Annotated in this window: 20 protein-coding genes and 1 pseudogene; 11 read left to right on the top strand and 10 right to left on the bottom strand. The window is 68.0% G+C overall.

From position 1 onward, the window contains the following. Positions 1-164 precede the first annotated feature (164 nt). A complete protein-coding gene (gene pcrA, locus MSG_RS20365) occupies positions 165-2,540 on the top strand; it encodes a DNA helicase PcrA (protein ID WP_096442444.1) in 2,376 nt (791 codons plus the stop codon). Here the strand turns inward: pcrA and MSG_RS20360 are convergent. Both MSG_RS20360 and MSG_RS20355 read right to left on the bottom strand, forming a co-directional pair. Beyond that, entirely contained in the window at positions 2,537-3,106 is a 570-nt protein-coding gene (locus tag MSG_RS20360) for a hypothetical protein (RefSeq protein WP_162899257.1), read from the bottom strand. The genes pcrA and MSG_RS20360 overlap by 4 nt on opposite strands. A 1-nt stretch (position 3,107) precedes the next feature. Beyond that, on the bottom strand, positions 3,108-4,202 hold the full coding sequence (locus tag MSG_RS20355; RefSeq protein WP_232011092.1) for a M23 family metallopeptidase: 1,095 nt from the start codon (positions 4,200-4,202) through the stop codon (positions 3,108-3,110). 275 nt (positions 4,203-4,477) lie between these two features. Here MSG_RS20355 and sucC point away from each other — a divergent pair, with 275 nt between their 5' ends. From sucC to MSG_RS20340, 3 genes are all read left to right on the top strand, one after another. After that, positions 4,478-5,659 carry an ADP-forming succinate--CoA ligase subunit beta gene (sucC, locus tag MSG_RS20350; protein ID WP_096444698.1) on the top strand — a complete coding sequence of 394 codons (1,182 nt, stop codon included), beginning with the start codon at positions 4,478-4,480 and terminating at the stop codon, positions 5,657-5,659. 12 nt (positions 5,660-5,671) lie between these two features. Next, entirely contained in the window at positions 5,672-6,574 is a 903-nt protein-coding gene (gene sucD, locus MSG_RS20345) for a succinate--CoA ligase subunit alpha (protein WP_096442441.1), read from the top strand. A 120-nt stretch (positions 6,575-6,694) separates the two neighbouring features. After that, entirely contained in the window at positions 6,695-8,218 is a 1,524-nt protein-coding gene (locus MSG_RS20340; protein ID WP_096442439.1) for an acetyl-CoA acetyltransferase, read from the top strand. 22 nt (positions 8,219-8,240) lie between these two features. Here MSG_RS20340 and MSG_RS20335 read toward each other — a convergent pair whose 3' ends face one another. Then, positions 8,241-9,089: an LLM class F420-dependent oxidoreductase gene (locus MSG_RS20335; protein WP_096442437.1), complete on the bottom strand. Its 849-nt coding sequence runs from the start codon at positions 9,087-9,089 to the stop codon at positions 8,241-8,243. A gap of 274 nt (positions 9,090-9,363) precedes the next feature. Between MSG_RS20335 and MSG_RS20330 the strand changes: the two genes are divergently transcribed. The 7 genes and pseudogenes from MSG_RS20330 (at position 9,364) to MSG_RS20300 (ending at position 17,748) form a co-directional block, all read left to right on the top strand. Then, positions 9,364-10,242 (top strand): DUF5336 domain-containing protein, encoded by an 879-nt coding sequence (locus MSG_RS20330; protein ID WP_096442435.1) that lies wholly within the window; start codon positions 9,364-9,366, stop codon positions 10,240-10,242. Between the two features lie 48 nt (positions 10,243-10,290). Then, positions 10,291-11,487 (top strand): annotated as a pseudogene (locus tag MSG_RS20325) (cell division protein PerM); the annotation flags it as partial. A gap of 276 nt (positions 11,488-11,763) precedes the next feature. After that, complete coding sequence (gene purN / locus MSG_RS20320) at positions 11,764-12,393, top strand: phosphoribosylglycinamide formyltransferase (RefSeq protein ID WP_096442433.1); 630 nt, start codon at positions 11,764-11,766, stop codon at positions 12,391-12,393. A 7-nt stretch (positions 12,394-12,400) separates the two neighbouring features. Beyond that, a complete protein-coding gene (purH, locus tag MSG_RS20315; protein WP_096442431.1) occupies positions 12,401-13,981 on the top strand; it encodes a bifunctional phosphoribosylaminoimidazolecarboxamide formyltransferase/IMP cyclohydrolase in 1,581 nt (526 codons plus the stop codon). Positions 13,982-14,022: 41 nt separating this feature from the next. After that, entirely contained in the window at positions 14,023-15,417 is a 1,395-nt protein-coding gene (locus MSG_RS20310) for an ATP-binding protein (RefSeq protein ID WP_096442429.1), read from the top strand. Further along, positions 15,410-17,404 carry a VWA domain-containing protein gene (locus MSG_RS20305; RefSeq protein ID WP_096442427.1) on the top strand — a complete coding sequence of 665 codons (1,995 nt, stop codon included), beginning with the start codon at positions 15,410-15,412 and terminating at the stop codon, positions 17,402-17,404. Before MSG_RS20310 ends, MSG_RS20305 begins: the two co-directional genes overlap by 8 nt. Positions 17,405-17,418: 14 nt before the next feature. Next, positions 17,419-17,748 (top strand): hypothetical protein, encoded by a 330-nt coding sequence (locus tag MSG_RS20300; protein WP_096442425.1) that lies wholly within the window; start codon positions 17,419-17,421, stop codon positions 17,746-17,748. Between the two features lie 4 nt (positions 17,749-17,752). On the opposite strand, the gene MSG_RS20295 is transcribed toward MSG_RS20300, so the two are convergent. The 7 genes from MSG_RS20295 to MSG_RS20265 form a co-directional block, all read right to left on the bottom strand. Further along, positions 17,753-18,415, bottom strand: a complete 663-nt coding sequence (locus MSG_RS20295) for an LppA family lipoprotein (RefSeq protein ID WP_096442423.1) — start codon at positions 18,413-18,415, stop codon at positions 17,753-17,755. A gap of 2 nt (positions 18,416-18,417) precedes the next feature. Then, positions 18,418-20,085, bottom strand: a complete 1,668-nt coding sequence (locus MSG_RS20290; protein WP_096442421.1) for an alpha/beta hydrolase — start codon at positions 20,083-20,085, stop codon at positions 18,418-18,420. After that, positions 20,082-20,408 (bottom strand): WXG100 family type VII secretion target, encoded by a 327-nt coding sequence (locus MSG_RS20285; RefSeq protein WP_096442420.1) that lies wholly within the window; start codon positions 20,406-20,408, stop codon positions 20,082-20,084. The genes MSG_RS20290 and MSG_RS20285 overlap by 4 nt, the downstream gene beginning before the upstream one ends. A gap of 100 nt (positions 20,409-20,508) precedes the next feature. Further along, complete coding sequence (locus MSG_RS20280) at positions 20,509-21,111, bottom strand: DUF1707 SHOCT-like domain-containing protein (RefSeq protein WP_096442419.1); 603 nt, start codon at positions 21,109-21,111, stop codon at positions 20,509-20,511. Between the two features lie 85 nt (positions 21,112-21,196). Then, positions 21,197-22,024 (bottom strand): enoyl-CoA hydratase family protein, encoded by an 828-nt coding sequence (locus MSG_RS20275; protein WP_096442417.1) that lies wholly within the window; start codon positions 22,022-22,024, stop codon positions 21,197-21,199. A 10-nt stretch (positions 22,025-22,034) separates the two neighbouring features. Continuing rightward, positions 22,035-23,201 carry an acyl-CoA dehydrogenase family protein gene (locus tag MSG_RS20270; RefSeq protein ID WP_096442415.1) on the bottom strand — a complete coding sequence of 389 codons (1,167 nt, stop codon included), beginning with the start codon at positions 23,199-23,201 and terminating at the stop codon, positions 22,035-22,037. Then, positions 23,202-25,190 carry an acetyl/propionyl/methylcrotonyl-CoA carboxylase subunit alpha gene (locus MSG_RS20265; RefSeq protein ID WP_096442413.1) on the bottom strand — a complete coding sequence of 663 codons (1,989 nt, stop codon included), beginning with the start codon at positions 25,188-25,190 and terminating at the stop codon, positions 23,202-23,204. Positions 25,191-25,195: the final 5 nt, after the last annotated feature.

Raw genomic sequence — 25,195 nt, 5'->3', positions numbered from 1 at the left:
GAGTGTGCCATTAATGGCCGTGTTGGCGCAAAAACGGTATGCGGGCGTGCTGACCTCACCTTTCAATAGTCCCCGGTGGGTGCGTGGTTTGAAAAGGCGGCGCCGAACCGCGCGGCGCGGCCTGGGCGCCCCACGTCGGTGGTCGGCGGTAAATTTGGACGGACATGACTGTGCACGCAACCGATGCCAAGCCCGCGTCCGAGGCCGAGCAGCTGCTCGACGGACTGAACCCGCAGCAGCGCCAGGCGGTGGTGCACGAAGGACCGCCGCTGCTGATCGTGGCCGGGGCCGGCTCGGGCAAGACCGCGGTCTTGACCCGGCGCATCGCCTATCTGATTGCCGCGCGCGGCGTGGGGGTGGGCCAGATTCTGGCCATCACCTTCACCAACAAGGCCGCCGCCGAAATGCGCGAACGGGTGGTGCGGCTGGTCGGCAATCGCGCCCGCGCGATGTGGGTGTCGACGTTTCACTCCACCTGTGTGCGCATTCTGCGCAACCAGGCTTCGCTGATCAAAGGCCTCAATTCCAATTTCTCGATCTATGACGCCGACGATTCGCGCCGCCTGCTGCAGATGATCGGCCGCGACATGGGACTGGATATCAAGCGCTACTCGCCGCGCCTGCTGGCCAACGCCATCTCCAACCTGAAAAACGAATTGGTCGACCCCGATCAGGCCCTGGCCAATCTGTCCGACGAATCCGACGATCTGGCCCACACGGTGGCAAGCGTGTACGCCGAATACCAGCGGCGGTTGCGGGCGGCCAACGCGCTGGACTTCGACGACCTCATCGGCGAAACCGTGGCGGTGTTGCAGGGCTTCCCGCAGATCGCCCAGTACTACCGGCGGCGGTTCCGGCACGTCTTGGTCGACGAGTATCAGGACACCAACCACGCCCAGTACGTGCTGGTTCGCGAACTGGTCGGAGGCGACGCCAAGCTGGGACCGCCGAATCAGCCCGGTTCCGCCGAGAATTCTGGCCCGTCGGCCGATGCCGTGCCGCCGGCCGAACTGTGTGTGGTCGGCGATGCCGACCAGTCGATCTACGCCTTCCGCGGCGCCACCATCCGCAATATCGAGGACTTCGAACGCGACTACCCGGACGCGACAACGATTCTGCTGGAACAGAATTACCGGTCTACGCAGAACATTCTGTCGGCGGCCAACTCGGTGATCGCCCGCAACTCCGGCCGCCGCGAGAAGCGCCTGTGGACCGACGCCGGCGAGGGCGAGTTGATCGTTGGCTACGTCGCCGACAACGAGCACGACGAGGCCAGGTTCGTCGCCCAGGAGATCGACGCGCTCGCCGAGCAAGGCGAGATCACCTACAACGACGTGGCCGTGTTCTACCGCACCAACAACTCGTCGCGGTCGTTGGAGGAGGTCTTCATCCGCGCCGGCATACCGTACAAAGTCGTTGGGGGGGTTCGCTTTTACGAGCGCAAGGAGATCCGCGACATCGTCGCCTACCTGCGCGTGCTGGACAACCCCGGTGACGCGGTCAGCATGCGGCGCATCCTCAACACGCCGCGCCGGGGTATCGGCGATCGGGCCGAGGCCTGCGTCGCGGTGTACGCCGAGAACACCGGCGCCAGCTTTGCCGACGCGCTCGTCGCCGCTGCCGAAGGCAAGGTGCCGATGCTGAATACCCGCGCGGAGAAAGCGATTTCGGGATTCGTCGCGCTGCTCGACGAGCTGCGCGGCCGCCTCGACGACGACCTCGACGATCTGGTCGAGTCGGTGCTCGAGCGCACCGGCTACCGTGCGGAACTAGAGGCCTCCACCGATCCGCAGGAACTGGCCCGACTGGACAACCTCAACGAACTCGTCAGCTTCGCACACGAATTCAGCATCGATCAGGCCAACGCTGCCGCGTTGGGCGAGGCGTCGGAAGACGGTCTCGACGAGGATGTGCCGGATACCGGTGTGCTGGCGGCCTTTCTGGAGCGCGTGTCGCTGGTGGCCGACACCGACGAGATTCCCGACAACACCGCCGGTGTGGTCACGCTGATGACCTTGCACACCGCCAAGGGGCTGGAGTTCCCGGTGGTGTTCGTCACCGGCTGGGAGGACGGGATGTTCCCGCACATGCGGGCCCTCGACGATCCCACCGAGCTGTCCGAGGAGCGGCGGCTGGCCTATGTCGGCATCACCCGGGCCCGCCAGCGGCTCTACCTGACCAGGGCGATCGTGCGGTCATCCTGGGGGCAACCGATGCTCAACCCGGAATCGCGCTTCCTGCAAGAGATTCCGCAGGAACTTATCGACTGGCGGCGCACCGCGCCCGCGCCGTCGTTCAGTGCGCCGGTCAGCGGCGCCGGGCGGTTCGGCACGCCGCGCGTCGCGCCGACCCGCTCCGGGGTGGGCAAACGGCCGCTGGTGGTTTTGCAACCCGGCGATCGGGTGACGCACGACAAGTACGGGCTGGGCCGGGTCGAGGAAGTCTCCGGTGTCGGCGAATCGGCGATGTCGTTGATCGACTTCGGCAGTTCGGGGCGGGTCAAGCTGATGCACAACCACGCTCCGCTGAGCAAGCTCTAGCGGCCGCCGCCGCCGATCAGGGTTTTGATCTGCGGGAAGAATGCCAGCACCACGCTGGCGACCGGCAGCACCCACAGCGTGTACACGATCCACGCGACATGCGCGCCCGCGATGAACACGCCACCGTAGGTGAGCACCGCGACGACCGCGCCGGCCGCGATGAGGTAGCGCCCCAACGGGCGCCGCTGCAGAAGCATGATGACCCCCGAGATGGTGGTTGACGCGAACACCAGGGCGAGAAACGCGACCGCGATGCAGAACAGGCGATCGGTTCGCCACCAGCCGGCGATCAGGTCGGTGGCGACCACCGACGTGGCCCAACCGCTGATGATGCTGACCGCGCAGGCGGCGACCGCCGTCGTCGACGGGGGTTCGTCGGTGGGCGCGGGAATGCTGATCGAAGGTGCCGCGCGCGTGGCCTCCCCGGGCGGCGTCTGGCGCGGAATCTGCGTGGTCGGCGACGTCGGGATGGTGGGGATCGGTCCGGTCGGCGCACGGCGAATGATTCGTGTCCGTGATTCGGAGGGCGGCTCAGCAGCAGGTCGGGGGTCGTTCGGCGCGGTCACCTCAACCAGCGTAATTGCCGACGTTAATTCCTCGTTTGGCCAGCCACGGCACGGGGTCGATGCGTTCGGTGCCGCCCTGCAGCACCTCGAAGTGCAAGTGCGGGCCGGTGGAGTTGCCGCGGTTGCCCATGGTCGCGATCTGGTCGCCTGCCATCACCCGCTGACCGACGCTGACCAGGGCCGTGTTGATGTGGCCGTACAGCGTGACCGTGCCGTCGGCGTGCCGCAGCTTGACCCACATTCCGTAGCCGGCCATCGGTCCGGCGTCGATGACCACGCCGTCGGACACGGCGAGGATCGGCGTGCCGATCGAATTGGCGAGGTCGATGCCGGCGTGCAGCACGCCCCAGCGGTAGCCGAAGTTCGAGGTGAAGATCCCGCGCGTGGGCATGACGTACAGCGGCTGCTGCAGCCGCGCCTCGCGCTGGGCGCGGTCGTTGGCGAACGCCAGGCCCCTGGCGAGTTCCTCGTTGTGCACGGCGACGTTGGCCGCGGGCTGCACCGCAATCACCTGGGCACCGCGGGTGGTGTCGCCGCCCGCGGAGCCGGTGAGCGACGACGCGTTCGCCGTCAGCACCGTCGCGGTCGTCTGCGTCGTCTCGGCCTGGCTGGTCGCGGTGTGCGCGGCCGCGGCGGCCGCACCGGCGGCCATCGCCGAGATCAGGACGCGCCCGCGGGCGGCACTGGTCGGTTGCTTGCGGTGCTGTCCGCCGCGGCGCGGCACACCGACGACGTCGGCGACGTGGCGGTCACCGGACAGCGGGTCGGTGTCGAGCTCGACGATCGCCCGGGCCAGCACGTCGTGATGGGCGGCGGGGGCAGCGAGCCGCAACGGGGCCAGGTTGTCGATCTCGTCCAGGTCGTCGAGTTCCGGAGCCAGCAGTACCTGCGCGGCGTTGTCGAAATTGGAGTCGTTGCTGAAGTCGAGGTCGTCGTGGTCGATACCGTCGTCGGCGAAGTCCAGATCATCGAGGTCGAACCCGTCGAGCGGCAGAATCTCGGTGATGTCGTTGGGGTGCACTGTGACCCGCCGCTCGCGCTGCGCGCGATGTGTCCCGGCTAGGACAGGTGAACGACCAAGACGGTGCTGCGACAAGCTGATTTGTCCTCGTATCGTGACCATAACGTTATCTGGACCCTTGGACGTTAACGGGAAACGCTTCGGGCTGGCAACCTCGGGACGCGATTCAAACACTTTTGTGAACTGGATCACGCCCGCCACCCCGCGGCGTCGTCGTGAAGTGTGCCACAACAACCGGATGCGACGGTGGCGCCGAAACCTTGTGTGGATAAAGTCCAACCGTGCGTGTTGCCGGATCCGGTGCCGCCCGCCGATAGGCCTACTTGCAAGCCGACGAAGACAGTGAGTTCATGGACCTTTTCGAGTATCAAGCCAAAGAATTGTTCGTCAAGCACAACGTGCCCACCACCCCCGGCCGGGTGACGGACACGCCCGAGGGCGCCAAGGAGATCGCGACCGAGGTCGGCGCGCCGGTGATGGTCAAGGCGCAGGTCAAGGTCGGCGGCCGCGGCAAGGCCGGCGGCGTGAAATACGCCGCCACCCCCGACGACGCGTACGAGCACGCCAAGAACATCCTCGGCCTGGACATCAAGGGTCACATCGTCAAGAAGCTGTTGGTCGCCGAGGCCAGCGACATCGCCGAGGAGTACTACATCTCCTTCCTGCTCGATCGCGCCAACCGCACCTACCTGGCGATGTGCTCGGTCGAGGGCGGCATGGAGATCGAAGAGGTCGCCGCCACCAAGCCCGAGCGGCTGGCCAAAGTTCCGGTGAACGCTGTCAAGGGCGTCGACCTGGCGACGGCGCGTTCCATCGCCGAGCAGGGCCACCTGCCTGCCGAGGTGCTCGACGCCGCGGCGAACACCATTCAGAAGCTGTGGGAGCTATTCGTCGCCGAGGACGCCACCCTGGTGGAGGTGAACCCGTTGGTGCGCACTCCCTCCCGCGGTGAGGACGACCCAGGTCAGATCCTGGCGCTGGACGGCAAGGTCACCCTCGACGCCAACGCCGACTTCCGGCAGCCCGGCCACGCCGAGTTCGAGGACCGCGACGCCACCGACCCGCTAGAGCTCAAGGCCAAGGAGCACGACCTCAACTACGTCAAACTGGACGGCTCGGTCGGCATCATCGGCAACGGCGCGGGCCTGGTGATGTCCACGCTCGACGTAGTCGCCTACGCGGGCGAGAAGCACGGCGGGGTCAAGCCGGCCAACTTCCTCGACATCGGCGGCGGTGCGTCGGCCGAGGTGATGGCCGCGGGCCTGGACGTCATCCTGAACGACACGCAGGTCAAGAGCGTGTTCGTCAACGTGTTCGGCGGCATCACCTCCTGCGACGCCGTCGCCAACGGAATCGTGACCGCGCTGAACATGCTCGGCGACGGGGCCAACAAGCCGCTTGTGGTGCGCCTGGACGGCAACAACGTCGACGAGGGTCGCGCCATCCTCGCCAAAGCCAACCACCCGCTGGTGATCCAGGCCGAGACCATGGACGCCGGCGCCGACAAAGCCGCCGAGCTGGCGAACAAGTAAGGGAGCCAATCAATGTCGATTTTCCTGAACCAGGACTCCAAGGTCATCGTCCAGGGCATCACCGGCGGTGAGGGCACCAAGCACACCGCGCTGATGCTCAAGGCCGGCACTCCGGTGGTCGGCGGGGTGAACGCCCGCAAGGCGGGAACCACTGTGTCGCATGTGGATGCGCAAGGCAAGGACGTCGAACTTCCCGTCTTCGGCACCGTTGCCGAGGCGATCAAGGAGACCGACGCCAACGTGTCGGTCGTCTTCGTGCCGCCGAAATTCGCCAAGGACGCGATCATCGAGGCCATCGACGCCGAGATCCCGCTGCTGGTGGTCATCACCGAGGGAATTCCGGTGCAGGACAGCGCATATGCGTGGGCTTACAACGTCGACAAAGGGCAGAAGACGCGGATCATCGGGCCGAACTGCCCCGGCATCATCACCCCGGGTGTCGCGCTGGCCGGCATCACGCCCGCGAACATCAGCGGCTCCGGTCCCGTCGGGCTGGTGTCCAAGTCGGGCACCCTGACCTACCAGATGATGTACGAGCTGCGCGATTTCGGCTTCTCGACATCGATCGGCATCGGCGGTGACCCGGTGATCGGCACCACCCACATCGACGCCATCGAGGCCTTCGAGAAGGACCCCGAGACCAAGATCATCGTGATGATCGGTGAGATCGGCGGCGACGCCGAGGAGCGTGCGGCCGACTACATCAAGGCCAATGTCTCCAAGCCGGTCGTCGGCTATGTCGCGGGATTCACTGCGCCGGAAGGCAAGACGATGGGCCACGCCGGTGCCATCGTATCCGGCTCGTCGGGCACCGCGGCGGCCAAGAAAGAAGCGCTGGAGGCCGCGGGCGTCAAGGTCGGCAAGACCCCGTCGGAGACGGCGGCGCTCGCGCGGGAGATCCTGCAGAGCCTCTAGCTCTCTGCCGAGACCGCGGTCAGATCGCGATTCACCAAGAGTTCGCGAGCTGGCCGCGGTTTCGTTTCGATCCCAGCCATCGGTTAGCCTGACGAACTAACAGTTGCCAGGAGGTTTGTCATGCCGGTGCATCCGCGCACCCCGGTGCTCGTCGGCGTCGGCCAGTTCACCGAGCGCTTCGACGACCCCGACTACCGGGGCATGTCGGCGGTCGACCTCGCGACGGAGGCCGCGCGAGCGGCTCTGGCCGACATCGGCGCCCACGGTGTTGCCGGGGCCGTCGACACCGTCTTCGGGCTGCGTCAATTCGAGATCTCCGGCCCGATGCCGGCGGCGCTCGGCAAGTCGAACAACTATCCGCGGTCGGTGCTGAACCGGCTAGGCGGCGACCCGGCCCGCGTGGTCCTGGAGCCCGTCGGCGGGCAGGGGCCGCAGAAACTGGTCACCGAGGCGGGCAACACGATCGTGGCGGGCGACGCCGACGTTGTGCTGATCATGGGTTCGGAGCCGGGGTCGACGGCTCGCTACTTCGCCAACCGTGATGACAAGCCCGACTTCACCGAACACGTCGAGGGGCAACTGGAGGATCGCGGCCACCAGATCTTCAGCTACATCGACGAATACACGATTCAGCACGGTTTGACCGGGGCGCCCGTGCAGTACGGGCTTTTGGAGAACGCGCGGCGCGCCCGCCTTGGGCGCAGCGTGGCCGACTATCGGCGAGAGATGGCCGAACTGTTCGCCCCCATGTCGAAAGTGGCTGCCAAAAACCCGTTTTCGTCGTCACCGGTCGAACGGTCGGTCGACGAGATCATCACCGTCACCGACGACAACCGGATGATCTGTGACCCGTATCCGCGCCTGCTCGTCGCCCGCGATCAGGTCAACCAGGGCGCGGCGGCGGTGCTGATGTCAGTCGAGGCGGCGACCAAATTCGGTGTGCCCGAGGATAAGTGGGTGTTCCTACATGGCCACTCGGACATGGTGGAGCAGGCGATGCTCGATCGCGGCGACCTCGGCGCCAGCCCGGCGGCGGTCCATGCGGCCCGAGAAGCGTTGCGAGTGGCCGGAATCGGTGTCGACGACATCGCAACCTTCGACCTGTACAGCTGCTTTCCGTTCCCGGTGTTCGTTATCTGCGAGGCCCTGGGCATCGAGGGCGACGACCCGCGCGGCCTGACCCTGACCGGCGGACTGCCGTACTTCGGCGGCCCCGGCAACAGCTACTCGCTGCACGGCATCGCCGAGACGGTCACCCAAATGCGCGACAGGCCAGGGCAGTTCGGCCTCGTGGGCGCCAACGGCGGGATCATGAGCAAGTATTCGGTCGGTATCTACTCGACCACGCCGGTGGACTGGCGCACCGACAACTGCGCGGAGTTGAATAAGCAGGTCAACGCGCTGCCGAAGGTCGAGGTGACGAAGACGCCCGGCGGGGCGGCGCGCATCGAGACGTATTCCGTGCGTTGCGACTGGCCTACCCGCACCGGCATCATCGTCGGACGGCTCACCGCGGACAACGCGCGATTCATGGCCACCACCGACGACGACGATCTCGTCGCATTGATGTCCGACGGCGATCCGCTCGGTGCGGAGATCTTCGTGTGGTCGACCGAGAACGGCAACCGGGCATCCCTGGGATAGCGCCCCGGTCGGGCTCGCGGCGTCAGACCAGCGCGGCGAGCTTGCCGGCCAGCCTCGCTACGTAGGCGGCGACCTCGTCTTCGGGTTTGTCCGGCAGGCCGAACAGCACCTCGGTCACCCCGAGCTCGGACCAGTGCGCCAGCTTCTCGGGCACCGGTTTGAAGTCCAGGGCCACGATTTGCGGGGCGCCGTCACGCCCGGCGGCCGCCCAGATGTCCTGCAGCAGCTTCACCGGCTCGTCGATGTTGAAGTCGCGCGGCGTGGTGATCCAGCCGTCGGCGCTGCGGGCGATCCACTTGAAGTTCTTTTCGTTGCCGGCCGCACCCACCAGCACCGGGATGTGCGGCTGCACCGGCTTGGGCCAGGCCCAGCTGGGGCCGAAGTTGACGAACTCGCCGTCGTAGGAGGCTTCCTCCTGTGTCCACAGCGCCCGCATGGCCTCGAGGTACTCGCGCAGGCAGGTGCGGCGCCGCCCGGCCGGCACACCGTGGTCGGCGAGTTCGTCGGTGTTCCAGCCGAACCCGACGCCGAGGCTGACCCGGCCGCCCGATAAGTGGTCCAGGGTTGCGATGCTTTTCGCCAGCGTGATCGGGTCGTGCTCGACCGGCAGCGCCACCGCGGTGGACAGCCGCACCCGCGACGTGACCGCGCATGCCGCGCCCAGACTCACCCACGGGTCTAGCGTCCGCATGTAGCGGTCGTCGGGCAGCGTTTCGTCGCCCGTCGTCGGGTGAGCCGCCTCGCGCTTGACAGGGATATGAGTGTGTTCCGGCACGTAGAAGGTAGTGAAGCCGTGCTCGTCGGCAAGCTTGGCCGCTGCTGCCGGGGAGATGCCGCGGTCACTGGTGAAAAGCACAAGCCCGTAATCCATGGACTGAATTAGAACGTGTTCTACCTGCGCGCGGCAAGCCGGTGTCGCCAGCTGATATCCAACCCGCCGAGCGGCGCGGGCCGCAGGGCGCCGCCGGTCGCTCCGGCACGGCCGGTCAAACGTGCGCTAGCGTGGTTGAGCAATCGCGTCGTATGCAAGCGCGGGCAGGGCTCGGCCTCGATGAACGGGCGCCCGGGCGCCCAGCGTGGCACTGCAAGCAGGTGGCGTGGCACCCGATGAGGACTTGAAGACGCTGGAAGCAACAGGAGGAGTCATGACCTACTCGCCCGGTAGTCCCGGATATCCGCCAACGCAGCCCGGCGGGTCCTACCCCGGCGCCACGCCGTCGTTCGCCAAGACCGACGACGGTCCGAGCAAGCTACCGGTGTACCTGAACATCGCGGTCGTGGTGCTGGGCCTGGCGGTGTACCTGCTGAACTTCGGTCCGACATTCACCCTGGGCGCCGACCTGGGTGCGGCGTCGGGTGGACGCGCCGGCGATGCAGGCACCGCGGTCCTGGTCGCCGTGCTGGCCGCGCTACTCGCCGGGCTGAGCCTGCTGCCCAAGGCGAAGAACTACGCCGGGATCGTCGCGGCCGTCGCCGTCCTGGGCGCGCTGCTGGCGATCTCGGAGATCATCAACACCCCGGCCGGTTTCGCGCTGGGCTGGGCGATCTGGCCCCTGGTCGCGGCCAGCGTGCTGCAGGCCGTCGCCGCGGTCGTCGTGCTCCTGCTCGACGCGGGCGTGATCACCGCCCCGACCCCGCGACCCAAGTACGACCCCTACGCGCAGTACGGCCAGTACGGCCAATACGGCCAGCAGTACGGGGGCCAGCCGGGCTACTACGGTCAGCCCGGTCCGCAGCAGCAACACGGCGGCCCGCAGGCGTCCGGGTACGGGTCGCAGTACGGCGGCTACTCGAACCAGGGTCCGACGCAGAGCGCGATTCCGACGACCGGCGGTTTCGGCGCCCAGCCCGCCGGGCCGCACTCGGGGGGCCAGCAGGGACCGTCCACCCCGCCGACCGGCTTCCCCAGCTTCAGCCCGCCGCCCTCGGTCGAGGGCAGCGGATCCGAGGGCGGCTCGGCGACGGCCAGCTACTCGAACCAGACCGGAGAGCAGCAGTCCCCGCCCGGGCCGGCTCCGTCCTAACCGTGGGTTCTCGCGCCTAGTCGGGCAGGTGCGCCCAGAGTGACTCGGGTGGACGACAACCGCGCGGCGGGCGCCCGCCAGGCGCGTGACCTGGTCAGGGTTGCGTTCGGACCATCCGTGATGGCGCTGGTCATCGTCGCCGCCGTCACACTGCTGCAGCTGCTGATCGCCAACAGCGACATGACCGGCGCATTGGGCGCCATCGCCAGCATCTGGCTCGCCGTCCATCGGGTGCCGATCTCGATCGGTGGCCACGAATTGGGCGTGCTGCCCCTGCTGCCGGTGCTGTTGATGGTGTGGGGGACCGCGCGCAGCACGGCGCGTGCCACCTCGCTGCATTCGTCGTGGCTGGTGATCCGATGGGTTGTCGCCTCGGCCCTGGGCGGCCCGCTGCTGTTGGCCGCGATCGCGCTGGCCGTGATTCACGACGCGTCCTCGGTGCTCACCGAGCTGGAGACGCCCGGCGCTCTGCGCGCATTCGCCAGCGTGCTGGTGGTGCACGCCGTCGGGGCGGCGATCGGCGTGTGGTCCACGGTGGGCCGGCGGACGCTGCTGGCCTCACCCCTGCCGAACTGGCTCGGCGATTCCCTGCGCGCCGCGACCGCGGGCGTGCTGGCGCTGGTCGGGCTCTCCGGGCTGGTCACCGCGGCATCGCTGGTCGTGCACTGGTCGACGATGCAAGACCTCTACGGCATCACCGAATCGATCTTCGGCCAGTTCAGCCTCTCGGTGCTGTCCATCCTGTATGCGCCCAACGTCATCGTGGGCACGTCGGCGGTCGCGGTGGGGTCCAGCGCGCATCTGGGCTTCGCGACCTTCAGCTCGTTCACGGTGTTCGGCGGGGACATCCCGTCGCTGCCGATCCTGGCCGCGGTGCCCGCCCCGCCGCTGGGCCCCGTCTGGGTGGCGCTGCTCATCGTCGGCGCCGCGTCCGGTGTCGCGGTCGGGCAGCAGTGCGCTCGGCGTCCGCTGCCCCTGCTTCCGGCGATGGGCAAGCTGCTGGCCGCGTCGGCCATCGGGGCCCTGGCAATGTCGCTGCTCGGGTACGGCGCCGGCGGGCGGCTCGGCAACTTCGGCGATGTCGGAGTGGACCAGGGCGCGTTGCTCGTCGGCGTCTTCTTCTGGTTCGCCGTCATCGGCTGGATCACGGTGGTGATGACAGGCGGAATCCGGCCCATCAAACTCGGAGGCCCCCGGCGGCCCAGGCCCAAACCCGCGCCCGTGGCCGAGATGTCGGCGGAGCAGCCGGCGGACTTCTTCACCGAGCCGGAGCTCTTCGCCGAGTCCGAGCTCATTGCCGACCCCGAAAAGGTGCCCGAGCCGTACGATCTCGCCGATCCCGAGGACCTCATCGAGCCGGATGTCCCCGCCGAGGACGATGCGGTGCCCGGCGACGAGGACCAATCCGCCGCGTCCTTGACGACGCCCCCGGAGCCGGAGCCCGGCCCGGGCGGGCGCCATCCCGAGGGTTAGCGGCCAGCCTTGTCGTCGGGCGTGCCGTGTCGTTAGTAGGCTCGCGCTGTGGTCGAACCGCTGCGCGTGCCCCCGAGTGCACCGGCGCGGCTGGTGGTGCTGGCATCGGGCACCGGGTCGCTGCTGAGCTCACTGCTGGCCGCCGCCGTCGACGACTACCCGGCCCGCGTGGTCGCGGTCGGCACCGATCGCGATTGCCGGGCCAACGAGGTCGCCGCGGCTGCGGCGCTGCCGACGTTCACCGTCCGGCTCGGTGATCATCCCAGCCGCGACGCCTGGGACGCCGCCATCACCGCGGCCACCGCCGCGCACTCGCCCGATTTGATCGTATCGGCAGGGTTCATGAAAATTCTTGGGCCGCAATTTCTTTCACGTTTCTGCGGACGTACCCTCAATACCCACCCGGCGCTGCTGCCGGCATTCGCGGGTGCGCATGCCGTGCCCGAGGCGTTGGATTACGGTGTGAAGGTCACCGGCTGCACGGTGCACCTGGTCGACGCCGGAATGGACACCGGGCCGATATTGGCCCAAGAGCCCATCGCGGTGCTCGACGGCGACGACGAACAGACACTGCACGAACGCATCAAGGTCGTCGAACGGCGGCTGCTGGTGGATGTGGTAGCCGGGATCGCCACCCGCGGCGTGACCTGGACCGGACGAAAGGCGACCATAGGATGAGCCGAGCATGAGCGAGGAGTCAAGAAGGGCGATTCGCCGCGCGCTGATTAGCGTCTACGACAAGACCGGGCTCATCGAACTCGCCCAGGGGCTGAGCGCGGCGGGCGTCGAAATCGTCTCGACCGGGTCGACGGCGAAGACCATTGCCGACAAAGGGATTTCGGTGACACCGGTGGAGGAGCTGACCGGCTTTCCCGAGGTGCTCGACGGGCGGGTCAAGACGCTGCACCCGCGCGTGCATGCCGGCCTGCTCGCCGATCTGCGCAAGCCCGAGCACGCCAGCGCGCTCGGGCAGCTCGGCATCGCCGCCTTCGAGCTGGTCGTCGTCAACTTGTATCCGTTCAGCCAGACCGTGGAGTCCGGCGCCAGTATCGACGAGTGCGTCGAGCAGATCGACATCGGCGGGCCGTCGATGGTTCGCGCCGCGGCGAAAAACCATCCCAGCGTCGCGGTGGTGACCGACCCGCTCGGATACGACGGCGTGCTCGCCGCGGTGCGCGGCGGCGGCTTCACCCTCTCCGAACGCAAGAAGCTGGCGGCGCTGGCTTTTCAGCACACCGCCGACTACGACATCGCCGTGGCGAGCTGGATGGAGACGACACTGGCGCCCGAGCACCCGCCGACGGTGTTCCCGCGGTGGTTCGGCCTCAGCTGGCGACGCTCGGCGACGCTGCGTTACGGCGAGAATCCCCACCAGCAGGCCGCGCTGTACACCGACCCGGGCGCGTGGCCGGGTTTGGCGCAGGCCGAGCAGCTGCACGGAAAAGAGATGTCCTACAACAACTTCACCGACGCCGACGCGGCCTGGCGGGCGGCCTTCGACCACGAAGAGATCTGCGTGGCGATCATCAAGCACGCCAACCCGTGTGGCATCGCGATCTCGTCGGTGTCGGTCGCGGACGCGCATCGCAAGGCACACGAGTGCGATCCGCTTAGCGCCTTCGGCGGGGTCATCGCCACCAACACCGAGGTCAGCCTGGAGATGGCCGAATACGTGAGCACCATCTTCACCGAGGTGATTGTGGCGCCGGCGTATGCGCCGGACGCCCTCGAGGCGCTGACGCGCAAGAAGAACATCCGGGTGCTGGTGGCGTCCGAGCCACTGGCCGGCGGCAACGAGCTGCGGCCGGTCAGCGGCGGACTGCTGATCCAGCAGCGCGACCAGCTCGACGCGCACGGCGACAACCCGGCGAACTGGACGCTGGCGACCGGGACGCCGGCCGACCCCGAAACCTTGAGTGATTTGGTCTTCGCCTGGCGCACCTGCCGAGCGGTCAAGTCGAACGCCATCGTGATCGCGGGCGGCGGCGCCACCATCGGCGTCGGGATGGGCCAGGTCAACCGCGTCGACGCCGCGCGCCTGGCCGTTGAAAGAGGGAATGCGCGCGGCGGTGACCGGGTGCGGGGCGCGGTGGCGGCCTCCGATGCGTTCTTCCCGTTCCCGGACGGGCTCGAGACGCTGACCGCCGCCGGAGTCAAGGCGATCGTGCACCCCGGGGGCTCGGTGCGTGATGACGAGGTGACCGCGGCCGCGGCCAGCGCCGGCGTCACCGTGTACCTCACCGGGGCCCGTCACTTCGCTCATTGACCGTTGCGCGGGTGAGGTTTCGGCGTAACGCGTAGCGTGGAGTGGTGCCATCTCCGAGCAACCTGCCCCGTACCGTTGGCGAACTTCGTGCCGCGGGTCACCGTGAACGTGGAGTCAAGCAGGAAATCCGCGAAAATCTGCTGACCGCTTTGTCCGATGGACGGGATAACGCAGCGGTTTGGCCGGGCATCCTGGGATTCGACGACACCGTGTTGCCGCAGCTGGAGCGCGCGCTCATCGCCGGGCATGACTTCGTCCTGCTCGGCGAACGCGGCCAGGGCAAAACCCGGTTGCTGCGCGCGTTGACCGGGTTGCTCGACGAGTGGACGCCCGTAATCGCGGGCGCCGAGCTCGGTGAGCACCCCTACTCGCCGATCACGCCGGAATCGATCCGGCGGGCCGCGCAACAGCAAGACGACCTGCCCGTCGAGTGGCGCCACCGCAGCGAGCGCTACACCGAGAAGCTGGCCACGCCCGACACCAGTGTCGCGGACCTGGTCGGTGACATCGACCCGATCAAGGTGGCCGAGGGCCGCAGCCTGGGGGACCCGGAGACCATCGCCTACGGGCTGATCCCGCGGGCCCACCGCGGCATCGTCGCCGTCAACGAGCTGCCCGACCTCGCCGAGCGCATCCAGGTGTCCATGCTCAACGTGATGGAGGAGCGCGACATCCAGGTGCGCGGCTACACGCTGCGGTTGCCGCTGGACGTCCTGGTGGTCGCCAGCGCCAACCCCGAGGACTACACCAATCGTGGTCGCATCATCACCCCGCTCAAGGACCGGTTCGGCGCGGAGATTCGCACCCACTACCCGCTGGAGCTCGACGCTGAGGTCGGCGTCATCACCCAGGAGGCGCACCTGACCGCGCAGGTGCCCGATTACCTGATGCAGGTGATCGCCCGGTTCGCCCGGTACCTGCGCGAGTCCAACTCGGTCGACCAGCGCTCCGGGGTCTCGGCGCGGTTCGCGATCGCGGCGGCCGAGACCGTGGCCGCCTCCGCCCGGCATCGCGGCGCGGTGCTCGGCGAGACCGACCCCGTGGCCCGAATTGTGGACCTGGGCACGGTGATCGACGTGTTGCGCGGCAAGCTGGAGTTCGAATCCGGGGAGGAAGGCCGCGAACAGGCCGTCCTCGAGCACCTGTTGCGCCGCGCGACGGCCGATACCGCATCCCGGGTACTCGGCGGCCTCGACGTCGGTTCGTTGGTGGCCGCGGTCGAGGGCGGCGCGGCGGTGACGACGGGCGAGTGGGTGTCGGCCAAGGACGTGCTGGCCGCGGTTCCCGGGCTGCCGGTCGTCGAGCAGATCGCCGCCAAGCTCGGCGCCGAATCCGAGGGAGAGCGGGCCGCCGCGCTGGAGCTGGCGCTGGAGGCGCTGTATCTGGCCAAGCGCGTCGACAAGGTATCCGGGGAGGGCCAAACCGTCTATGGCTAAGCCTTTTTCGCAGGGGCACTCCTCGCGGTACTCGGCGTATACCGGCGGGCCCGACCCGCTGGCGCCGCCAGTGGACCTGCGTGAGGCGCTCGAACAGATCGGACAGGACGTCATGGCTGGCACGTCGCCGCGCCGCGCCCTATCCGAGCTGCTGCGGCGGGGCACCAAGAACATGCCGGGCGCCGACCGGCTGGCTGCCGAAGCGAACAAGAAAAGGCGAGAGTTATTGCGCCGTAACAACTTAGACGGCACGCTGCAGGAGATCAAGAAGCTCCTCGACGAGGCGGTGCTGGCCGAGCGCAAGGAACTGGCACGCGCGCTCGACGACGATGCCCGCTTCGGCGAACTGCAGCTCGATGCGCTGCCGTCGTCGCCGGCCAAGGCGGTCCAGGAGCTGTCCGAATACAACTGGCGCAGCGGCGACGCCCGCGAAAAGTACGAGCAGATCAAGGATCTGCTGGGCCGCGAGATGCTCGACCAGCGCTTCGCCGGCATGAAGGAGGCGCTGGCTGGAGCCACGGACGAGGACCGCCAGCGGGTCAACGACATGCTGGACGACCTCAACGAGCTGCTCGACAAGCACAACCGCGGCGAGGACACCCAGCAAGACTTCGACGACTTCATGGCCAAGCACGGCGAATTCTTCCCGGAGAACCCGCGCAACGTCGACGAGCTGATGGACTCACTGGCCAAGCGCGCCGCCGCCGCCCAGCGGTTCCGCAACAGCCTCAGCCCGGACCAGCGGGCCGAGCTGGATGCCCTGGCGCAGCAGGCTTTTGGTTCTCCATCGCTGATGAACGCGTTGAACCGCCTCGATGCTAACCTGCAGGCCGCCCGGCCGGGTGAGGATTGGATGGGGTCCGAGCAGTTCTCCGGCGACAACCCGTTCGGGATCGGCGAGGGCACCCAGGCGCTGTCCGACATCGCCGAACTCGAGCAGCTAGCCGACCAACTCTCGCAAAGCTATCCGGGCGCGACTATGGACGACGTCGATCTCGACGCCCTGGCCCGCCAGCTCGGCGACGAGGCCGCCGTGGACGCGCGCATGCTGGCCGAACTGGAGCGGGCTCTGGTCAACCAGGGTTTCCTGGACCGGGGTTCCGACGGCCAGTGGCGGCTCTCGCCCAAGGCCATGCGCCGGCTGGGTGAGACGGCGCTACGCGATGTGGCGCAACAACTTTCCAGTCGGCGCGGGGACCGTGAGCTGCGCCGCGCGGGAGCCGCCGGCGAGCTGACCGGCGCGACGCGGCCGTGGCAGTTCGGGGACACCGAGCCGTGGAACATCTCCCGCACCTTGACCAATGCCGTGCTGCGTCAGGCGGGAACCGCGACGCTGGACGGCCGGGACGATGGGGTGCGGATCACCGTCGACGACGTGGAGGTTTCCGAGACCGAGACGCGCACTCAGGCGGCCGTGGCGCTGTTGGTGGACACCTCGTTTTCGATGGTGATGGAGAACCGCTGGCTGCCGATGAAACAAACGGCGCTCGCACTCAACCATCTGGTGTGCACCCGGTTCCGGTCGGATGCCTTGCAAATCATCGCCTTTGGCCGCTACGCGCGAACGGTGACGGCCGCCGAGCTGACGGGACTGGAGGGGGTCTACGAGCAGGGCACCAACCTGCACCACGCGCTGGCGCTGGCCGGGCGCCACCTGCGTCGGCATCCCAACGCCCAACCGGTTGTTCTGGTGGTGACCGACGGTGAGCCGACTGCGCATCTGGAGGATTTCGACGGCGACGGCTCGGCCGTGTTCTTCGACTACCCGCCGCACCCGCGGACCATCGCGCACACCGTGCGCGGGTTCGACGACATGGCGCGGCTGGGAGCGCAGATCACCATCTTCCGGCTGGGCAGCGACCCGGGCCTGGCCCGGTTCATCGACCAGGTCGCGCGCCGTGTCGAGGGTCGTGTCGTGGTGCCCGATCTCGACGGGCTGGGCGCGGCCGTGGTGGGCGACTATCTGCGGTCCCGACGCCGACGCTAGTTGGGGGAGAGTGCATGGCGGCGACATCCAGGGGGACGGGTGCGTGGAACGTCCTCGGCTACCTCCTCTACCTCGGGCTGGTCGTCGTCGGGCTGCTGGAGATCTGGCTGTCTCTGTTCTTCGGGATGGCCACCGACGGCTGTCATGACGCGGCGTGCGACGCGAGCTACCACGTGTGGCCCGCGATGATCGTCGTGTGGGCCGGCGTCGGTGCAGTGCTGGTGCTGACCCTGATCGCGATGTTCCGCACCAGCTCTCGGGGCAAGGTCGTGTTCGGCTGGCCGTTCGCCGGTTTGCTGGCCCTCGGGTTCGTCTACGTCACCGCCGACGCGATATTGCACTGACGCCTCATTGAGCGTCGACGTTTCGGCCGCCCGGCGGCCCGTAGAGGTACGGGTAGTGGATATCCGGGTCGTTGGACGGCCGCATGTCCAGCGGTGGGGGCGCGGTGCGCCAGGCCGCCGGCAAATGGCAGCCGGTGTTGTAGTCGTACAGGACAAGAGGATTCGTGCCCAGATGGATCAGAGCGCCGTCGTCGCGGATCTGGGAGTCATCGTCGCCGCCCAACGGCGGTGGCGGTTGTCCCACCACCATGCCGTTCGAGTGGAAGCCCGCCGCCGAGAACACCGGCGCCAGCTCGCTGGTGATCTGCAGCCACTGTCCGGGAGACGGCGCCGGCCGGCCCTCGAAGCGATCGCTTCCCACCTGGCGTCCGATGGACCGGTTGAACGGGTCGTTGCAGCCGTTGGTGGCGTTGCTCATCGGCGTCGTCGTAAACGTCGTCGCCGGTGAGTATTTGGCGATAGTGGCCCGGATCGTCGCATCCAGGCCAGTCAGTTGTTGCTCGACGATTTCCAGGTCGGACCGATCGTTGACCATCTTCTGCAGCCGATCCAGCTCGGCGCGGCCCGGATTGGCGTGTGGATCGAACGTAGTGGGTTTGGCGCATCCCGACGCCGCCATGGCGATGACCAAGGCGGCTGCAAACCAACGAAAACCTTTGCACCGCATGGTTATGGCCCCGGAATGACGATCGGCCCCTGACCCGGCGGGATCAGCGGCGGCGGCGGTTTGACGGCGTCTTCGGGTAGTCCGGCCAGGACCGCGGCCAGGTTGTAACCGCTCATCCGAAGCTCGCCGTTGCTGCCGTCGCGCGCGTATTCGGAGTGCCCGTAGGCGCGTTCGTGCAATTGGCCGTCGCCCGCGATGCTGCCCGGCGCCCAACCGGTCTGCGTCGACAGCTCGGTGAAACCCGGCACGTCCTGCGGGGGAGGTCCGAAGGCGCCGAATTCCGGGATGGCATCTGACACACCATCATTGAGGCCGACCTCGTAGAAGGCGTGCCCGGGCGCGACGTGCAGCTGCGAGATGTTGCTGAGCTCGGTGCCCGGCGAACCGTACAGCACGACGTCGCTGACCGGCGCCCCCTGTTGCAGCGCGAGGCTGGTGACCAGCGAACCGTACGAGTGGCCGAACGCCGTGATGTGTTGCTCGGACACATTTGTGGTGGCCGCCAGCCCCTTGTAGAAGCTGTTCAGCGGTCCGGCGCCTTTTTGGGCGAGCCCGTCCATCGCGACGTCGACCGGGTTGTCCGGCGCGTCGTAGCCCAGCCAGGCAATCGAGGCCACCGCGTCCGGATTCGCCACCCCGGCCTTCAGCCGCAACTCGCTGGCCTTGGCGCGTTGGGTTTCGCCTTCGCGGACCATGGCGTCGAGGCTGGAGCTGACGCGCGTGTTGAGGCCGCCCACGGTGACACCGACCCGATCGGCGTTGTCTACATCGCCAATCCCGACCGCCGCCAACACTTTTCGCAGATTGCTGGTGGTGTCCAGCTCGATCAGGCTGGTGTTGGGGTGGGCGTTGAGGGTGTCTTGGAGCGCCTGCAGGTCGGCCAGCTTCTCGGGATCGGTGTGCCACACCCCGTTTGCGTCCAACCAGCCCTGCTTGAGCCTGTTCAATTCGCTTTGCAGCACCGGCCTGTTCAGCTCGTCGCGGACATCGACCGGGACGCCGTCGAGGTTGCGCACCGAATCGGGGAACCACTCCTTGGCCCCGTCCTGCTGCCCCGGGGTGAGTGAATGCCACCACTTCTTGACCTGATCGGGGTCGGTGCCCTGCGGTGGCACCTGCGGCATGTTCGGGGGCTGGTGACCGAGCTGGGTGTTGACCTGGTCGGGGGACAGGTCGCCGTCGGCGCCGCGAATCGCCGCCGCCAAATCCTCGTCGGCGACCTCGGCATCGGCCAAGAGCGCCTTGATGTTTGCGTTCAGCCGGACGGCGGCGTCGATGATGGCCCGCTGATCGGCCTCGGAGTAGGACGCCAGATCCGAGGGTGGCAGGGCGACCCCGGTCGTCTCGTTGAGGTTCAGGTGATGCGTGCGCGCATCGTCTTTGATGGCCTGCAGCCGTTGGCGGATCGCCGCGACCTCGTCGGCCGATTTTTCGGCGGCCTTCGCGACGGCGTCGCAGGCGTCGGCGTGGGTGTCCAGAAGTTGGGTGGTCTTGTTGGTCGACGCGTGCGCGGCCTCGGCGGCATCCCCGCCGAAATCCAGCAGTCGCATCGTCTCGGTCAGCGACGCCGACGCGGTGCGGGTCCCGTGCGAGCGCTTGATCGCGGCGTCGAAGACCGCCCTGATCGCCCCCGGATCCCAGTGTTCGATGTCAGCCAGAGTCAACGTCATAGCTGAGTCGCACCGTTGGCAGCTTCACCTACCTTGCCCACTGCCGTGCTGTTGCGCCGCTCCATCTCGGTGAACTCGACGGCGGCGAAGTGCATGCCGCAGGAATGGTCGCCGAAGCGACCCATGTGCGTGGTGCTGGCCGTCGCCCACCGATCGAGCAATCCCGACAGCGCGCCCGCCGATGAACCGACCCATCCCGATTGCGCGCCCTCGGCCGCACCGTGGCACGACTGTTGGAGCGCCAGCAATGTCTCCCCATGATTGGCGAGCTCATTCCCCACGTGGCTGAGCACGTCGGGATTCGCCCGCAATTCCTCGGCCATGACTGCCTTGCTTTCGTAGATCCGCCACCCCGTCGCGAGTATGGCATGAAACGCAACGCATCGGCCAGTCACCTAGGTGGCATGACCAGCCGGTTCGGCGCTATGAGCGTGGTCTGCGGGCCTTGCGTTTGATGCCCACTCCGCCCCACAGGGAGAAGCCGCGGATCTTCACGGTCGGCGCTCCGGGGGTGCCGTCGCTGACGATGTTGTTGTCGAAATTGCCCATCACGCCGTGCCCCCGGATTTCGACGTTGACTTCGGGCGGCAGCAAAATGGTCTGCGCGCTCATGATCGACACCGCGTGGATGTCGACCTCGGTCGAGGTGAAGTCGGCGTAGCGCAGATCCAGCACCCCGCTGCCCCAGAAGGTGAACGTGGTGAGCTTCTTCGGGATGTTCCATCGGCCGCGCCGCTCGAATCCGCTCATCAGTGCCAGCAGCAGCGTCGAGGGCGCCGGATTGGGCTTGCCGCCCCGGCGGGGGCTCACCGCCGAACCCGGCAGGTCGGCCCGCAGGTCCTCCAGCTCCTCGTAGGTCGTGGCGGCATACGCCCTGGTCAGGCGGTCTTCGTAGTCGTTGAGCTGCAACCGGCCCTGCTCGGCCGCGTAGGCCAGCAGCTGCGCGATCTGTATGCGATCGGTGTCGGCCGCGCGCGACGAATCGCCGCGTGTTTGCCTCGCGTCGTTGTGGGCCGAGTTGCTCATCACCCACGAGAGTACGACGTAGCGGGGTTGCTGCAATAGGGTTGGCTAAACTGCAACCTCGGAAGCGAGCCCTCTCGCCGCATTGTTAGACATCTGGCGAATTCGCCCAGCTCGGCGGGCGTTTCTGCAGGAATGCCAGCATGCCCTCGCGGGCCTCGTCGGACACGAACAGCCGAGCCGACTCGGCGGCGAGCCGCGCGGCGTCGCGGTCGAAGCCCGCCAGGACGCCCGCGGTGGTCAGCGCCTTGGACGCGGCCAGGCCCTGCGGCGAACCCTTGCCCACGTCGGCCACCAGCTTCGCCACCGCCGCGTCCACGTCGTCGGCGGCGAGGCTGACCAGCCCGATCTCGGCGGCCCGGGCCGCATCGAACGTCTCCCCGGTCAGGTAGTAACGCGCCGCGGCGCGCGCCGACAGCTTCGGCAGCAGCGTCAGCGAGATGATCGCCGGGGCGACGCCGATGCGGGCCTCGGTCAGCGCGAAGGTGCTGCGCGGGCCGGCCACCACGATGTCGCAGGCGCCGACCAACCCGAACCCGCCGGCGCGCACATGTCCGTCGATGGCACCGATCACCGGCAGCGGCGAGGCGACGATGGCCCGCATCAGCGCGGCCATTTCCCGGGCCCGCGCGGCGGCCGCGTCGGATGGCGATGGTGGTGACCCGCCTTGGCCGGCCGCGCCGCGCTCGCCACGGGCGCTGCCCCCACCGGCCTCGCTGAGGTCCGCGCCGGCGCAGAAGGTGCCGCCGGTGTGGCCCAGCACGATCACCCGCACCCGCGGGTCCGCGGCGGCGTCGCGGAGTCCCCGCTGCAGTTGATCGACCAGAGCGGTCGACAGCGCGTTGCGGTTATGCGGCGAGTTCAGGGTGAGCCGGGCAACGTGCCCGTCGACCGAATATTCGACGACGGTGTCCATCGGTACGTCCTCAGTAGCTTCGGGGCAGGCCAAGGGATGTCTGCGCGACGAAGTTCAGCACCATCTCGCGGCTGACGGGGGCGATCCGCCCGAGCCGGGCCGAGGCGAGCATGGCGGCGACGCCGTACTCCTTGGTCAGCCCGTTGCCGCCCAGCGACTGCACGGCCTGGTCGACCGAGCGGGTAGCCGCTTCGGCTGCAGCGTATTTCGCCATGTTGGCGGCCTCGGCCGCGCCCCCGTCGTCGCCGGCGTCGTACAGCGTGGCGGCCTTCTGCATCATCAGCTTGGCGAGCTGGACCTCGATGTGGCACTGCGCCAACGGATGTGACAGGCCCTGGTGCGAGCCGATCGGTGTGCCCCATACCTGGCGGGTCTTGACGTAGTCGGCGGCCTTGCCCAGCGCGAACCGTCCCATCCCGACGGAGCTGGCCGCACCCATGATCCGCTCGGGATTTAGGCCCGCGAACAGCTGCGCGATCGCGGCGTCCTCGGATCCGACCAGCGCATCGGCCGGCAGCCGGACGTCGTCCAGAAAGACCTGGAACTGCCGCTCCGGGCTGATCAGCTCCATTTCGATTGGCGTATAGGTGAATCCGGGTGCATCGGTGGGCACCACGAACAGGGCCGGGCGCAGCTTGCCGGTCTTGGCCTCTTCGCTGCGGGCCACCACCAGCACGGCTTGGGCCTGGTCGATGCCGGAGATATAAACCTTCTGGCCCTTGAGGATCCAGTCGCTGCCGTCGCGGCGTGCCGTGGTGGTGATCTTGTGCGAGTTGGAGCCGGCGTCGGGCTCGGTGATCGCGAAGGCCATCGTCAAGGTGCCGTCGGCGATGCCGGGAATCCAGCGTTTCTTCTGCTCCTCGGTGCCGAACTTGCTGATGATGGTGCCGTTGATCGCGGGCGACACCACCATCAGCAGCAGCGCGCTGCCTGCGGCGGCCATCTCCTCCATCACCAGGGACAGCTCGTACATGCCGGCTCCGCCACCGCCGTATTCCTCGGGAAGGTTCACCCCCAGGAAGCCGAGCTTGCCTGCCTCCGACCACAATTCGTCGGTGTGCTGCTGCGCCCGGGCCTTCCGCAGGTAGTACTCGCTGCCGTAGTTGGACGCCCACGCGGACACCGACTTGCGCAGCGCCTGGCGCTCCTCGCTTTCGATGAAGCTGGTATCGGTCATTTACGAATCTCCTTTGTTTTCTGGCGCGTCCACGCGCGCCAGGACGGCGCCGACTTCGACTTGCTGGCCGGTGGCGACGTTGAGCTCGGCGAGCACCCCGTCGGCCGGCGCGGTGAGAGTGTGTTCCATCTTCATTGCCTCCAGCCAGATCAGCGGCTGTCCGGCGGTGACCGTGTCGCCTACCGCGGCTCCGAGCCGGATGACGTTGCCTGGCATGGGTGCGACGAGGGAGCCCTTTTCCACGGCCGAACCCGGCTCGGGGAACCGGGGCAGGGCGGTGAGGTGTACGGGCCCGCGCGCGGAATCGACGTAGATGTCTTGACCGTAGCGGGCGACCGAGAAGCTGGTGGCGACCCCATTGCCGTCGGCCAGCACCACATGGTCCGGCGACGACGTGACCAGTTGCGCGGTCTCGCCCCCGGCGAACTCCAAACCTGTTCTGGTGAAACGGTACTCGATACGGTGTTCGGTGCCGTCGTCATCGGAGTAGGTCTTCACCTGATAGCCCGAGGCAAGGTTTCGCCAACCACTGGGCGTTGCGCCCAGCACCGTGGCGGTCGCGCGGTTGTGCGCGGCGTCGGCCAGCGCGGCCGCCACGGCCGAGGTGCGAATCGTCGTGGCACCGGCCAGCGGAGCGGACAGCACCGCCAGATCGTGGGTGTCGAAGAAGGCGGTATCGGTGGCGCCGTCGAGGAAAGCCGGGTGCCGCAGCACGTTCACCAACAGCTCGCGGTTGGTGCGCAGTCCGTGTAGCCGGGCGCGGGCCAGCGCGTCGGCCAGCACCAGCGCCGCCTGCCGCCGCGTGGGCGCGTAGGAGATGACCTTGGCGAGCATCGGGTCGTAGTGGATTGACACCACCGAGCCGTCGACGATGCCGGAATCCAGCCTGATGCCGGTCCGTTGACCCAGCGAGTCGAACCGCGCGCGGACGCCCGGCACCTCGATGGTGTGCACCTGGCCGGCCTGCGGCTGCCAGCCGCGCGCGGGGTCTTCGGCGTAGAGCCGCGCCTCGATCGAATACCCTTGGGCGCCGGGCGGTTCGGGATCGAGGCGCTCGCCGTCGGCGACGGCGAGCTGGAGTTCAACCAAGTCCAAGCCGGTGGTCTCCTCGGTGACGGGATGCTCGACCTGCAGCCGGGTGTTCATCTCGAGAAAGTAGAACTCGCCGTCTTGAGAATCTGGGTCGGCGAGGAACTCCACCGTGCCCGCGCCGGCGTAGCCGATGGCGCCCGCGGCCAGGCGGGCCGCGTCGAACAGCTTGGCCCGCATGCCCGGTGTTCGTTCGACCAGCGGGGCCGGTGCCTCTTCGATGATCTTCTGATGGCGGCGCTGGATCGAACATTCCCGCTCCCCGACCGCCCAGACGGTGCCGTGGGAGTCGGCGAGCACCTGCACTTCGATGTGATGCCCGGTCGGCAGGTAGCGCTCGCAGAACACCGTCGGATCGCCGAACGCGGACTGCGCCTCGCGGCGCGCCGCGGCCACTTCATCTGGTAGAGAAGATAATTCGTGTACCACCCGCATTCCGCGACCGCCACCCCCTGCAGAGGCCTTGACCAGTACCGGCAGCTGAGCCTGGGTGACCGTCTCGGGGTCGAGCTCCTCGAGGACCGGTACGCCGGCGGCCGACATCAGCTTTTTGGATTCGATCTTGGAACCCATCGCCCGCACCGCGTCGATGGGTGGGCCCACCCAGATCAGGCCCGCATCCTGCACCGCGGCGGCGAATTCGGCGTTCTCCGAGAGGAATCCATAGCCCGGGTGCACCGCGTCGGCGCCGGCAGCGCGGGCCGCCGCGATGAGGGCCTCGGCGTTCAGGTAGTCGTTGGTGTTCGGCAGGCGGACCCGCGCATCGGCCTCGGCGACGTGGGGCGCCGCGGCATCCGGGTCGGTGTAGACGGCGACGGTACCCAGGCCGAGCCGGCGACAGGTGGCGAACACGCGCCGGGCGATCTCGCCGCGGTTGGCGACCAGCACTCGAGTAACCATGGGGC

Source organism: Mycobacterium shigaense, from assembly GCF_002356315.1.
GTDB classification, from domain to species: domain Bacteria; phylum Actinomycetota; class Actinomycetes; order Mycobacteriales; family Mycobacteriaceae; genus Mycobacterium; species Mycobacterium shigaense.
The sequence above is the reverse complement of the archived record's forward strand: the minus strand, read 5'-3'. Positions and strand labels throughout refer to the sequence as shown.